This is a genomic window from Actinomadura keratinilytica, from assembly GCF_039539665.1.
GTDB classification, from domain to species: Bacteria; Actinomycetota; Actinomycetes; order Streptosporangiales; family Streptosporangiaceae; genus Spirillospora; species Spirillospora keratinilytica.
The window spans coordinates 1-13798 of record NZ_BAABDO010000006.1 but is presented as its reverse complement, the minus strand read 5'-3'; the positions used below and the strand labels follow the sequence as shown (position 1 = coordinate 13798).

Here is a 13798-nt window from a genome sequence, read left to right as displayed (position 1 = left end):
TGGTCACACGAACTCCTTGCGCCGGGCGACGACGGCCCGCGCCGCCATGTTGACGATCAGCGTGATCACGAACAGCACCAGACCGGAGGCGATCAGCGCGCCCCGGCCGGTCTCGGTGGCCTCGGCGAAGCTGTTGGCGATGTTGGCGGCGAAGGTGGTGCCGCCGTCCTCCAGGATGTGCCAGTTGATGCCGGGCACGAACGTCAGCACCATGGCCACGGCGATCGTCTCGCCCATGGCCCGGCCGAGCCCCAGCATGGAGGCGCCGATCATGCCGGACCGGCCGTAGGGCAGCACGGCCAGCCGGATCATCTCCCAGCGGGTGGCGCCGAGCGCCAGCGCCGCCTCCACATGCGCCCGCGGCACCTGCAGGAACACCTCGCGGGAGATGGACGAGATGATCGGCAGGATCATGATCGCCAGCACCACGGAGGCGGTGAAGATCGAGTTCTTGCCGGGGTCGTCGCCGCCGAACAGCGGGATCCAGCCGAGCGCGGAGTTGAGGAACGAGCTGACGCCCTCCATGTGCGGGGCCAGCACGAGCAGGCCCCACAGCCCGTACACGATGCTGGGCACGGCGGCCAGCAGGTCCACCAGGTAGCCCAGGGGGCCCGCCACGGACCGCGGCGCGTAGTAGGAGATGAACAGCGCGATGCCGATCGCCACCGGCGTCGCCATGACCAGCGCCAGCAGCGAGGAGATCACCGTGCCGAACGCCAGCTGGGCGATGCCGAACCGGGCCGGGGTCCCGTTGGGGTCCCACTGCTGGCTGGTGAGGAAGTCGGCCTCGTTCTTCTGCAGCGCGGGGATCGCCTTCCAGATCAGGAAGACGGCGATGGCCGCCATGAGGGCCAGCACGAGGATCCCCGAACCCCGTGCGGCCGAGACAAAGATCTTGTCACCGGCGCGTCCGGTGCTCATGGCCGCGCCGCGCACGGGGCTCTGGACCGCGGCGGCGCTCTTCACGCCCGTGTCGGTGGTCACGGGGGTCCTCCTTCGCTGACGGGGCGGAACCCAGGCGTGCCCCGCCGCCGAGGTGCTCGGCGGCGGGGCTGCGGTCACCGGGGCTCCGGTCTTTAGGACAGGGCCTTCACGCTCGCCTGCACCTTGCTCAGCACTTCCTGCGGAACCGGCGCGTAGCCCACGCTGGTCAGCACCTTCTGGCCGTCGGCGCTGGAGGTGTAGCTGAGGAAGGACTTGACGAACTTCGCCTGCTCGGCCGGCAGCCCCTTCTCGCAGGCGATCTCGTAGGTCACCAGGACGATCGGGTAGGCGCCCGGCGTCGTGGTGGCGTAGTCGAGCTCCAGGGCGACGTCGTTGCCGGTGCCGACCTGCTTGGCGCCCGCCAGTGCCTTGGAGGCGCTGTCGGCCGACAGCTCGACGTACTCGCCCGCACCGTTCTTGATCTTGGCGGTCTGCAGCTTCAGGTTGTGCGCGTAGGACATCTCGACGTAGGAGATGCTCCCGGCGGTGCTCTTGACCTGGCCGCTCACGCCGTCGGACTTGGCCGCGCCCTGCCCGGCGCCGATGGACGGCCATTTCTTGGCGGGGTCGGCGGTCCACACGTCCGGCGCGGTCGCCTTGAGGTACTTGGTGAAGTTCTCCGTGGTGCCGGACTCGTCGGACCGGTACACCGGCTTGATGTCGCCGTCGGGCAGGTCGGCGCCGGCGTTCTCCTTGGCGATCGCCTGGTCGTTCCACTTCTTGATCTTGCCGGTGAAGATGCCGGCCAGCGTCTCCGGCGACAGCTGCAGGCCGTCGACGCCCTCAAGGTTGTAGACCACCGCGATGGGGCCGACCACCATCGGCAGGTTGACGGCGTTGCCGCCCTGGCAGCGCTGCTTGGCGGCGGTGACCTCCTCGGGCTTGAGCACCGAGTCGGACCCGGCGAAGGCGACCTGGCCGTCGGTGAACGCCTTGATGCCCGCGCCCGAGCCGTTGGGGTTGTAGTTGAGCTGGGTGCCCGAGCACTTGGCCGTGTACTGCTTGACCCACTCGTCCATGGCGTTCTTCTGCGCGCTGGACCCGGCCGCGTTCACCATGCCGGTGGCGCAGTCGATGTCTCCGGTGGGTGCGTTGCTGGCAGTGGCGGTCGTGTTGTCGTCACTGCCGCAGGCGCTCAGGGCGAGAGCCCCGGCGACCACCACACCGCCCAAGGCGGCCAACCGAGAACCGTTCTTCACCGGTCAATCTCCTCTTAGTCGTCGGGCGGCGCCCCGTCCTGGTCACACCCGACCAACCCACCCCGTCCGACCGCCGCGCGCCGGCGGTCCGTCTGGGCTCATGGGGTCACCGTCGAGTGAGAAGTTAGGCAGGGGAGGTGACCAGCCCCCCTGGAGAAGGTGAACGGACGGTGAACTGGGTCAGGCGACGTTGAAAAGACCGTCTCGCCTGGGCATGGACAGCGGGTTAACACCGCAGGTTACGTTCGGCCGCGGCGAAGGGTCCCGCGCCATAAGAGACGCCCGATACGACGGCTGTGCGGCGGGCTGTACGCCTACCTAGGCGACTACCTAGGCGACGCCGTACATGACGTCGACGGCGTGGCGGGTGAAGCCGAGCGACTCGTACAGCCGCACCGCCGCCGTGTTGGCCTCGTCGACGTACAGCATGATCTCCGGAACGCCGCGTTCCCGCAGGTGGCGCAGGCCGGCCACGGTGAGGGCGCGGCCGAGGCCGAGGCCCTGCGCGGCGGGGTCGACGCCGACCACGTACACCTCGCCGACGCCGTCCGGGTGGATCTTCGTCCAGTGGAACCCGGCGAGCGCGCCCCCGCGTTCGGCCAGGAAGAACCCGGCCGGGTCGAACCACGGCTCGCGCTCGCGCTGGAGCACGTCGTCCAGCGTCCAGGCGCCCTGCTCGGGGTGGGAGGCGAAGGCGCGGGCGTTCACCCGCAGCCAGTCCTGCTCGTCGCGGCCGGGCTCGAAGGTGCGCAGCCGCACGCCCTCGGCCAGGCGCGGCTCGGGCAGCGGGTCGGCGGCGGGACGGCGCATCTGGAACAGCGCGCGCACCCGCGCCAGGCCCTCGGACCGGGCCAGGCCCGCCGCGGCGGGCAGGTCGCCGTGGGCCCACACGCGCAGCCCGTCGCCGGCCTCACGGCGCAGCGCCCGCAGCAGCTCCCGGCCGTGGCCGCGCCGCCGGTGGTCCGGGTGGACGACCAGTTCGGCGGACGCCTGCTCTTCGCCGGTGGCCGGGTCCAGGTGCGCGTAGGCGACGACGGCGCCGCCGGCGGTGACCGTCAGGGCGCGCGACCGGCCCGGGCCTTCGTGCGCGCGGCGCAGCCACAGGCGCGCGTGCTCCGACAGCGGTCCCACGCCGTCGTGCTCCTCGGCCGCGGCCACCAGCGCCGCGACCTCGGCGATCTCCGGTTCCGTCAGCGTCCGCCGCACCGCCGCACCACTCATGATCACAGGTTATGCGGCATACGGGATGGTCCGGACGGGTACCCCCGCCGGTCCTGACGAAACCGTCACGCAAACGTCATTGGGGTCGCCTATGACCGGACGTGCGACTGGCTTACGGTGCCCGCATGATCAGACGACGCATCACCCTGGCCTGCGCGCTCGCGGGCCTGGCGGTGGGCGTGGCGGCGCAGCCCGCCGCGGCCGCCGGCCCGAAGGGCCCCACCGCCCCCGTGCGGCTGCTGGCGCTCAACGACTTCCACGGCAACCTGGAGCCGCCCTCGGGCAGCTCGGGCACGGCGGTGGACGAGCACGGCGCGTCCGTGCCCGCGGGCGGCGCCGCCTACGTCGCCGCGCATCTCAAGCGCCTGGCCGACCGCAACACCGTCACCGTCGCGCAGGGCGACCTGATCGGCGCCTCGCCGCTGCTGTCGGCCGCCTACCACGACGAGCCGTCGGTGGAGTTCCTCGGCAAGGTCGGCGTGACCGCCTCGGCCGTGGGCAACCACGAGTTCGACGAGGGCTACCAGGAGCTGCTGCGCATCCAGAACGGCGGCTGCCACCCCGTCGACGGCTGCTCGCCCGCGGGCCGGTGGAAGGGCGCCAAGTACGACTACCTCGGCGCCAACGTGCTGTCGGAGAAGACGAACAAGCCCGCGATCAGGCCGTGGACGATCCGCAGGATCAACGGGGTGAAGGTCGGGTTCATCGGCGTGGTCACCAAGACCACCCCGGCGATCGTCACCCCGTCCGGCGTCCAGGGGCTGCGGTTCGACGACGAGGTCGCCGCCGCCGACCGGGCCGCGGCCGAGCTCAAGCGCCGCGGCGTGCGCGCCATGGTGCTGCTCGTCCACGAGGGCGACGAGGTGCCGTCCGGGCACCGGCCCGACTCCTGCGACGTGGTGGCCGGCGCCGGCACCCGCATCGCCCGCGACGCCGACCCCGAGATCGACGTCGTCCTGGCCGGGCACACCCACCAGCAGTACGTGTGCCAGATCGCCGACCCCCGGGGCAGGCCGCGGCTGTACTCCTCGGGCTCGTCGTTCGGCCGGGTGATCACCCAGGTCGACTTCCGCGTCGACCGGCGCACCGGCGACGTGGTCCGCTCCTCGCTGAAGGGCGACAACCGCGTCGTCACCCGGGACGTGCCGCCCGACCCCGAGATCAGCCGGTTCGTCGAGACCTGGAAGGAGCGGGTGGCGGAGGTCGCGAACAAGCCGATCGGACGGATCACCGCCGACCTCACCCGCACGCCGTCCCCGGCCGGGGAGACCGCCCTGGGCGACGTGATCGCCGACGCGCAGCTGGCGGCGATGCGGGACCAGGGCGCCCAGATCGCGGTGACGAACCCGGGCGGCGTACGCGCGGACCTCACCTACGCCGCCTCCGGCTCGGAGGGCGACGGCGTGGTGACCTACGGCGAGGCGTTCGCCGTGCAGCCGTTCAGCAACATCGTGGGCGTGGTGTCGCTGACCGGCGCGCAGCTGGACGCGCTGCTGGAGCAGCAGTGGACGTCGGCGGGCGAGAAGATCCTGCAGCCGTCGTCGACGCTGCGCTTCACCATCGACCGGTCCAAGCCGATCGGCGACCGCGTCTCCGGCATCACGGTGGACGGGCAGCCGGTGGACCCCGCGGCGACCTACAAGGTGGCGGCCAACAACTTCCTGCTCGGCGGCGGTGACGGCTTCACCGTCTTCACCGAGGCCCCCGACCCCGTGCTCGGCCCCATCGACCTGGACGCCTTCCAGCAGTATCTGGAGGCCAACTCGCCCATCTCGCCGCCCGCGCTGAACCGCATCTCCGGCCAGTGAAATGGACGGGCGGGGCCGCGCGCGGCCCCGCCCGTCCAGACGCGAAGGCGCCGCGGCTCAGGCGCCGAAGAAGTGGACGAGCCAGTAGACGACGGCGGCCACGGCGGCGGCCATCGGCATGGTGAGGATCCAGGCGGTGACGATGTTGCCCGCCACGCCCCAGCGGACCGCCGACAGCCGCTTGGTGGCGCCCACCCCCATGATCGCCGCGGTCATCGTGTGGGTGGTGGAGATTGGAGCGTGCCAGATGTAGGCGGTCACATAGAGGACCATCGAGGCCGTCGCTTCGGCGGCGAACCCCTTGGGCGGGTCCAGTTCGATCACCTTGCGGCCCAGCGTCCGCATGATCCGCCAGCCGCCCGCGTACGTGCCCAGCGACAGCGCCCCCGCACACGAGACGATCACCCACAGCGGCACCGTGTCGCCGGTGGAGTGCCCGGTGGTGACCAGCGCGAGCACGATGATGCCCATGGTCTTCTGGGCGTCCTGCAGGCCGTGCCCGAGCGCCAACGACGCCGCCGACAGCGACTGGGCGACGCGGAAGCGGCGCCCCACCCGGCTGGGGTGCGCCCGCCGGAAGATCCACAGGATCGCCACCATCACCAGGTACGCCAGGCAGAACCCGACGACCGGCGACACCACCATCGGGATGGCGACCTTGTCGACGACGCTGCTCCAGTTCACCGAGGACGCCGAGGCCAGCCCGGCGCCCACCACGCCGCCGATGAGGGCGTGCGAGGACGACGACGGCAGCCCGAAGTACCAGGTGATCATGTTCCAGGTGATCGCGCCGAGCACCCCGGCGGCGACCACGGTGAGGCCGTGCAGGCCGGTCGGCGGGGTGATGACCTCGCTGATGGTCTTGGCGACCGCCACGCCCAGCAGCGCGCCGACCATGTTCATGACCGCGGCCATCAGCAGCGCGACCCGCGGTGTCAGCGCCCGCGTCGACACGGAGGTGGCGATGGCGTTGGCCGCGTCGTGGAACCCGTTGGTGTAGTCGAAGACCAGCGCGACGACCACGACCAGCACCAGCACCGCCGTCTGGGCGTCCTGGCGCAGGCCGAGCGCCCCGGCCAGCATGACCGCGACGATGCCGACCGGCAGCGCCAGCCAGAACTTGCGCGGCCCCCGGCGCGCCTGCTCGGCCAGGGACGGTTCGGCCCCCGGCGCGGTGCCCTTGGCGTCTTCGGCTGCCAGCGTCGCCCCCGGATTGCCGGCCGCGCTCATGATTCTTTGACCGCGATGGTCTCGACGGTGTTGGCCACGTGCTCGAAGGCGTCGGCCGCCTCCTCCAGCCGGTCGATGACCTTGTTCAGCTTCATCACCGTCATCGGGTCGTACTCGCCGCTGAACAGGGTGGCCAGCAGCTTGCGGTAGACCTGGTCGCCCTGGTTCTCCAGCCGGTTGATCTCGATCCAGTACTCGTTGAGCTCCTTCATCGAGCGCAGCCGCGGCATCGCCTCGGCGGTCAGCTCGGCGGCCCGCTCCAGGACCTCGACCATGTGCACGATGCCCTTGGGCAGCTCGTCGAGCTGGTAGAGGACGACGAGGTCGGCCGCCTCCTCCATGGCGTCCATCACATCGTCGATGGTGGAGGCCAGCCGGGCGATGTCCTCGCGGTCGAACGGCGTGATGAACGTTTCGTTCAACCTGCGCATGATCGCGTGAGTGCACTCGTCGCCCGCGTGCTCGCAGGCGCGCAGTTTCTCCGCGATTGCTTCCCGGTCGGCGCCGTCGCTGATGAGCTCCACGAGCAGCCTGGCGCCGGTGACCAGATTGTTCGCCGAGTCGGCGAACATGTCGTAGAAGCTGTCCTCACGCGGCGTGAGACGCAAGCGCACGTCGTACTCCTGAAGTGCCGGAACGGTCCGCAGAGGATCGTAGGGGCAACCAGCTGTAAAAAGAACCTTTGCCCCTCCGTCGGCTGCCGGTCCCCATCCTCTCACCTAGAAGATGCCCGAGATCAAGAGGTGCACACTCCGGACATAGCCTGCGATCTGGGCGGATGTGCCGCCCCGGCGGGCGGAGGCGCGGCGGAGGGGCGGCGGAGGGGCGGCCGCACGGCTCCGCGGACGGCGCGTGATATTCGTTACAGCCCGCTTCCGGTCATGCCCGGGGCGTCGTGCGGCGGCCGGACGGGCCGTCCGGGTGGCGAAGACCAAGGGCTCACCAGGGCGAAGGGCCGCGGATCCGAAGGGCGCCGGACACGGATGTGCCGGGGGACGCTTGCGCGTTCCCCCGGCACATCCCGGTCTCCGATAGCCGGTCCCGAGCCGGCTAGTCCCGTGGCGTCAGCTCGCGACGACCGTTTCCGTCGGGACGCACGCCGAGCACCACGTCGATCTCCGCGAGCGACAGCGGCCCCTCGGCCGCCGCGACCGCGCTGAGCATCTCGGCGTAGAGCTCGATCTCGTCCAGCGCGACACGGTCGTGGACGCGCAGGTCGACATCCTGCTGGCGCACCGCGTCCACCTCCGTTCGTTCCCCGCACCCAACGTTGAGGCTACGCGTCCGACCCCCGGCGGCACATGACCCAAGCGGGCCATTCGGGGGTCACTCTCATTGCCCGGTCTTCCCGTGCGCCGTGGGGATGATGCGTGCCATGTCCGACCTAGTCCGCCTATGGTCAGACATGACCCGCCGGTAGCATCCAACCCCCACCGAACAAGACATACAGCGACACACTCGGGCAGACAGGGCGGAGCGACCGAGTGGTCACTGACCGGGGCGCAGCTCGCCCATCATCTCCTGCAGCGGCGACTCGGGCAGGTCGCGGACGGTCAGCCGGGCCACGGTCGCGGCGTTGACGTCCACGCCCGCCAGCCGCGCCGCCTGCCGCGCCACGGTCTGCTCGAACAGTTCGCGCACGGTGCGGGCGTAGGCGAACGAGCGGTCCTGGCGCATCCGCTCGAAGCGGGTCAGCAGCTCGACGCGCAGCTCCTCGTCCAGCACGTACAGGTCGCGTTCGGCGTAGTCCTGGAACAGCCGCACCAGGTCGCGGTCGGCCATGCCGGAGAACTCCACGACGCGCCCGAACCGGCCGCGGAACGCCGGATTGCCCGCCAGGAAGCCCTCCATCTCCGCCGCCGGGCTGGAGCAGACCACCATGAACCGGTCGCCGCGCTCGGCCATGCAGCGCATCAGCTCGTTGACCACGGCGGGGGTGCGGTCCAGCCGGTAGGCCTCCTGGATCAGCAGCACGCCGCCCATGGCCTGGTCCACCATGGCGTGCACGCGGTCCTCGGCGTCGACCGCGTCGCGTCCGGCCAAATGGACCGGGCGGCAGGCGACCACGTGCCCGGCGTCCAGCAGCCCCAGCGCGGCGTACATCCCGCCGACCAGCCCGGCCACGGTGGTCTTGCCGGTGCCGGGCGGGCCCACGAAGATCAGGTTGCGGTCGGCCCTGCCGCGCAGCCCGTGCCGCACCCGCTCGGCCTCGACCTCGGCCTCCTCCAGCAGCTCCCGGACGGCGGCCTTGACCTCCTCCAGCCCGTACAGGCCGTCCAGCCGCTCCAGGTAGCCGTCGACGTCGCCGGGCGGGCGCAGCGCGGGCTCGATGCCCTCGGCGACGCCCTCGAAGTCCTCGGGGGTGAGCACCAGGCGGTCGCGGGAGGCGCTGCCCGCCCGCTCCAGGTGCCGCTGGCACGCCTGGTCGAGGTAGGCCTCCACCAGGCGGGCGTTGACCAGGTCGCCGGGCCCGCGCAGGCGGTCCAGGTCGGCCTGCACGACCTCCAGCGCGGCGGGCGGGAGCGTGACGCGCCGCTCCGCGGCCAGCACGTGCAGCAGCGTCATGCGCCGGTCCAGGTCGGTCAGGTCGGGCATGCGGAAGACCCGGAACAGCTCGACCAGCTTGGGGTGGTCCTCGCGCAGGCGGCGGAACGCGCGGGGGGCGCAGGTGGCGATCAGCACCGTGCTCGCGGCCGGACTGAGCCGGGCCCGGCGCACCGCGTCCACGACCGCCTTCGGGTCGGGGGCGGAGTCGATGGCGACGTCGAGCCGCTCGAACAGGATCGTCGGGCCCTGCCGGGTGAGGATGTGCGCGGTGCGCTCGGCGGGCGCGGCGCGCACGTCCTCGGCGTCCACCGCGCGGATGGCGCCGTCGCCCAGGCCGGCCTCGGCGACCGTCAGGGCGATCAGCCGGGCCAGGCGCCGCTGGCCGGTGTGCGGGCTGCCCACCAGCAGCACGCTGGGCACGCCGGGGCCGGGCGCCGCTCCGCCGTCCACGCGGGTCAGGCCCGTGGCGGACTCCCGCCGCGACGGCCTGTCGAGGCGCGTCACGGGCTCGGCCGCGCCGCCTCCCGGGCGGTCCACGCGGGTGGCCTCCAGGTCCGACCCGGCGGGGGCCGCCCCGGCGTTCCACTCCTCGACCTGGGCGCGCAGCTCGTCGAGCAGCTCGCCCGCGTCCTGCGCCCCGGACACGAAGCCGATCCCGTACCGCTCCAGGACGCGCCGGTCCTCCTCCGGGACGCGCGGCGGCGGGATCTCGTGGACGGGCCGGTCGGGGGCGGGCGTGTCCTCCAGGAAGTCGAAGCTTCCGATCATGGTCTCGGACATGACCCGGGTGCCGGGACCGGCGGCCGCACCGGACGGCCGCGCGGGCTGCTGGGGCTGCTCCCCCTGCTCCTCCAGGCCCTGCAGGTCCTCGCCGGTGAAGACGCGCGTGCGAGGCGGGTCCTGCTGCCCGGGCTGCCCGGGCTGCCCGGGCTGCCCGGGCTGCTGCCGGGCGGGCGGTTCGGGTTGCGGGGGCTGGGCGGGGACGGGCGGCACAGGCGGCCCCTGGGCGGCCCCGGGTGGCGCCCCGGGGCGCTGGAAGCCGAGCGCGGTGTACGGCGGGGCGGCGTTCTCCGCCTGCTGCTCCTCCTCCGCCGGCTGCGGAGGCTGGATCTGCGGCGCCTGAGCCTGGGCGGGTTGAGCCTGACCGGGCTGTCCCTGCGGGGCCTGGGGCCGGGCGGGCTGGGACGCCCCGTACGGCTCCGGTGCACCGGGGGCGGGCATGTCGAAGACGGCGGCCGCGTCCCCCGGCGAGACCGCCTGGCCGGGCGGCGCGGCAGGGCTCGCCTGGCTCGGCATGCCCGGACGCTGGAAGCCGAGCTCGGTGTAGGGCGGGGCCACGCTGTCGGGCTCCGTGTCGTCCTCGGGAGCCGACACCGGCGGCTCGAGCGACGCGTACGGCATGTTCGGCGCCGGGCCCGGCATCCGGCCAAGGTCGCGCCGTTCCCTGCGGTCGGCGTCCGCGGGGGGCTGCACGAACGGCCGGTCGGGCCCGCTCACCCCGCCCGGGGGGCCGGACGCCGCACCCGGCGGCAGCCCCGGCTGCCCCTGCGCGCTCATGGGGCCGAACGACGGCGCCGCCCCGAACGACGGGTCGGGCGACGGCTGCGCCGGGGACGCGGACGACGACGGCGCCATCGTCGACGCCGACGCCGTGGCGCGCACGCGGTGCCGTCCGATGATCTTGGCGAGGACGGCGTTGGGCACGGGGAACCCGCGGGGACGCGCGGGCATCCCCCCGGCCAGCCTGCACCACGCCAGGTCCAGCGCGTACATCGCGGCCAGCAGGGTCTCGGCGTCGTCGCCCCGGGAGGTCGCCGATCGGAGCGGCTCGGGCAGGCGCAGGTCCTCCGGCCACAGGCGCCGCAACGGGTGGCCCTGCTGGTCGAGCACCGCCTGCACGGTGTAGCGGATCTCCGGGTCGAGCCAGGGGACGATGTTGCCGGCCACGTCCCGGCGCACCACGTTCAGGTCGGCGGCCAGCAGCGCGGCGGCCACCAGGCGCGGCTCGACGTAGGCGGGGTCGGCGTGCTGCCCCGACAGCCTCCCCACCACCTCGGCCAGGGTGTAGAAGGCGTGGCGGAAGTTGTCCCCCGGGGAGCTCTCGTCGCGCAGGGCGGGCACCAGGTTCGGGGGGCAGCGGGTCAGCCACTGCTGGACGAGGGCCTGGTCGCCGTACGGCAGCACGTCGTAGTCGACCGTGGGGTTGCTGAGCGTCACCCCGAGGATGGCCAGCAGCGCGTCGGCACGCGCCCGGAAGCGGACGTCCTCGCGTAGGGCGCTGGCCACCGCCCACATGGTGCGCAAAACGACGACGGCGGCGTCCACGCGGCTGGCCCGGAGCCGTTCGGCGTACAGCCCCGCCAGCGCCTCCAGCGACGGGGGCGTCAGCCAGCGCGGCCCGTCCACCTGGGGCAGCGGCTTGGCGCGGTAGGGACGCCACAGGTCGAGCATCTGCTCGTCCATGCGCGCGTCGAAGACGGGGGCGGGCGCGCACCACAGCATCACGCCCCAGGCGGCGACGACCGTGGACGGCGTCTGCGGCGTGAACTGCTGCCACGTGTGCGGGTACTCGCTGACGGGCAGCGCGGCGGCCGACTCCACCGTCGAGCGCACGCGGGACGTCAGGTCGGGCAGGAACGAGCGCCGGACGAAGGGCTGCGCCTCCGGGGCGTCGTAGGAGAAGTCCGGCCCCGCCGGGATGACGTGGGGAGGCAGCGCGGGCAGCGGCCCCATCGCCCCGTGCTGGGCCGGGCGCGCCGCCATGCGGATCTGCGGGGAGCGCGGGGGCGGGCACAGGTACCACTGGCCGTCGGAGGGGTGCAGGCGGTACCAGCGGGCCCACGCGCCGAACAGCCAACGGGTGCCGTCCGGGAGCACCAGCACCCGCCCGCTGAGGGCGTGCTGGCGCTGCTGGGGAGGGGCCGACGCCCACCAACCGGCGGCCACCATCGCCTTCGTATCGTGCTCAGCCGCCGAGAAAGGATCCTGCCCCCTCGGGGGGCTGGGCGGCGGAGCACTTCCATAGCCCGGTCCCCACACCACGTCGTCATCGTAGTCAGCATGACGGGGCCGCCACTCCGGCGATCAACCGATATGGGCGGCATCGCCTGGTGGGAACGGCCTTGTCAGAGGGGGGATCGGGCGGGGAAATGTCACTCCCAGGAGGCTTCGCGGTGCCGCCGCGCCTTCTCCATGTAGGTGTCGGGGGTGTACTGCAGGACGAGCCGGTCGTCGTCGGTGAGCTCCCGCACGACCTTGCCCGGCACCCCGGCGACCAGCACCCCGGACGGGATCTTCTTGCCCGGCGGCACCAGCGCCCCGGCCGCGACCAGGGTGCCCGCGCCGATCCGCGCGCCGTTCAGCACGATCGCGCCGATGCCGATGAGCGACCCGGTCTCCACGTGCGCGCCGTGCACCATCGCCTTGTGCCCGAGGCTCACCCGGTCCTCCAGCACGGCGGGCACGCCCGGGTCGGAGTGCAGGCAGCTCAGGTCCTGGATGTTGCACTCGTCCCCGACGATGATCTCCTCGTCGTCGCCGCGCAGCACCGACCCGTACCACACGCTCGACCGGCGCCCGAGCGTCACCTTGCCGACGACCACCGCGCCCGGCGCCACCCACGCCTCGGGGTGGATGCGCGGCGCGTCCTCGCCCAACGAACCCACATAGCTCATGGGGCGATGCTAGGCCCGCCCCGCGCCGCGGCATGCGCGCGGGGGCGTGTCGGACATATCCCGGCTTTACGGCCGAGCCGCTAACGTGCCGCTGTGGCGCAGGACAAGAAACGGCAGCGAGAACAGGCATTCCGGTTGCGCGAACGGGGTGTGGCGCACGAGAGTCAACTCTGACGTTCCCTACCCTTAGCGACGTCCCGCCCACCCTCACGACGCAGTGAGCAGCGACGTAGAAGCCCGTGCAGTCCCCGACCCCGACGGGGTGACACCCCGGCGACGACCCCCCAAGGCACCATGAGCAACGAAGCGGAAATCCTGCCGAACCTCCTCCGCGAGGACAACTTCGAGATCGTCATGCGCGGCTACAACCGCCGCCAGGTCGACGAGTACATCGCGCGCAGCCAGCAGAAGATCCAGGAGCTGGAGGCGCGCCTGGCCCGCGCGCTGGACGACGTCGAGCGCACCCGGCGCGAGATGGCCGAGCTGCGCGAGGCGCGCAAGCCCACCGGCGACGACCTGTCCGACCGGCTCCGCCAGATCATCAACCTGGCCGAGGACGAGGCCAAGGACAAGGTCGCCCAGGCCGAGGCCAAGGGCGCCGAGATCCGCAAGGAGGCCGAGAACGAGTCGCGGCGCATCATCGACGAGGCCCGCGCCCGCGCCGACCGGGACGTGGCGCACGCGCAGGAGAAGGCCGAGCAGGTGCTCTCGGCGGCCAAGAAGGAGGCCGACAGCGTGCTGTCGGCGGCCAAGTCCGAGGCCGAGCAGACGGTCACCAGCGCCCGGCTGGAGGCCGAGCGGACGCTGACCGCCGCCGAGCGCCGGGCCAGCGTGATCAACGAGGGCGCCACCCAGCGGCTCAACCACCTCACCAAGAACCACACCACGGCGCTGCAGCGGCTCACCGAGATCAGCGAGACGCTCAACCGCCTGCTCACGGCCGAGAACGAGGCCGGGCCGCTGGAGAAGATGGTCGAGGACGCCGTCAAGGCCGCCACGCCGCCGCGCAAGCAGGCCGCCCCGGCCCCGGGCAAGGCCCCGGCCCAGGGCAAGCCCGCCGCCAAGGCCCCGGCCGCCCCGGCGGCCAAGCCCGCCGCTCAGCCCGCCCCGTCGGCCCCGTCCGCGCCGCAGGCGG

The 13798-nt window shown here is 72.8% G+C and carries 10 protein-coding genes; 2 read left to right on the top strand and 8 right to left on the bottom strand.

Annotation, left to right across the window (positions count from 1 at the left end; all coding sequences use genetic code 11):
- Window positions 1-3 precede the first annotated feature (3 nt).
- From pstC to mshD, 3 genes are all read right to left on the bottom strand, one after another.
- Window positions 4-984: a phosphate ABC transporter permease subunit PstC gene (gene pstC, locus ABD879_RS03395; RefSeq protein WP_378271488.1), complete on the bottom strand. Its 981-nt coding sequence runs from the start codon at window positions 982-984 to the stop codon at window positions 4-6.
- 92 nt (window positions 985-1076) lie between these two features.
- Window positions 1077-2183, bottom strand: a complete 1107-nt coding sequence (gene pstS, locus ABD879_RS03390) for a phosphate ABC transporter substrate-binding protein PstS (protein ID WP_345017309.1) — start codon at window positions 2181-2183, stop codon at window positions 1077-1079.
- 330 nt (window positions 2184-2513) lie between these two features.
- Entirely contained in the window at window positions 2514-3404 is an 891-nt protein-coding gene (gene mshD / locus ABD879_RS03385; RefSeq protein WP_345017308.1) for a mycothiol synthase, read from the bottom strand.
- Between the two features lie 125 nt (window positions 3405-3529).
- On the opposite strand from mshD, the gene ABD879_RS03380 reads away from it, so the two are divergent.
- Window positions 3530-5212: a bifunctional metallophosphatase/5'-nucleotidase gene (locus ABD879_RS03380; protein WP_345017305.1), complete on the top strand. Its 1683-nt coding sequence runs from the start codon at window positions 3530-3532 to the stop codon at window positions 5210-5212.
- A gap of 57 nt (window positions 5213-5269) precedes the next feature.
- Here the strand turns inward: ABD879_RS03380 and ABD879_RS03375 are convergent, their stop codons facing one another.
- From ABD879_RS03375 to ABD879_RS03355, 5 genes are all read right to left on the bottom strand, one after another.
- Window positions 5270-6442, bottom strand: a complete 1173-nt coding sequence (locus ABD879_RS03375; protein ID WP_425549615.1) for an inorganic phosphate transporter — start codon at window positions 6440-6442, stop codon at window positions 5270-5272.
- Window positions 6439-7056: a DUF47 domain-containing protein gene (locus ABD879_RS03370; protein ID WP_345017303.1), complete on the bottom strand. Its 618-nt coding sequence runs from the start codon at window positions 7054-7056 to the stop codon at window positions 6439-6441. Before ABD879_RS03370 ends, ABD879_RS03375 begins: the two co-directional genes overlap by 4 nt.
- Window positions 7057-7492: 436 nt before the next feature.
- Complete coding sequence (locus tag ABD879_RS03365) at window positions 7493-7678, bottom strand: hypothetical protein (protein ID WP_345017301.1); 186 nt, start codon at window positions 7676-7678, stop codon at window positions 7493-7495.
- A 252-nt stretch (window positions 7679-7930) separates the two neighbouring features.
- Window positions 7931-11938: an AAA family ATPase gene (locus tag ABD879_RS03360; protein ID WP_345017299.1), complete on the bottom strand. Its 4008-nt coding sequence runs from the start codon at window positions 11936-11938 to the stop codon at window positions 7931-7933.
- A gap of 203 nt (window positions 11939-12141) precedes the next feature.
- A complete protein-coding gene (locus tag ABD879_RS03355) occupies window positions 12142-12663 on the bottom strand; it encodes a gamma carbonic anhydrase family protein (RefSeq protein WP_285496629.1) in 522 nt (173 codons plus the stop codon).
- 294 nt (window positions 12664-12957) lie between these two features.
- Between ABD879_RS03355 and ABD879_RS03350 the strand changes: the two genes are divergently transcribed.
- Window positions 12958-13798: DivIVA domain-containing protein (locus ABD879_RS03350; protein WP_345017296.1), on the top strand; the 841-nt coding region annotated here is incomplete at its 3' end.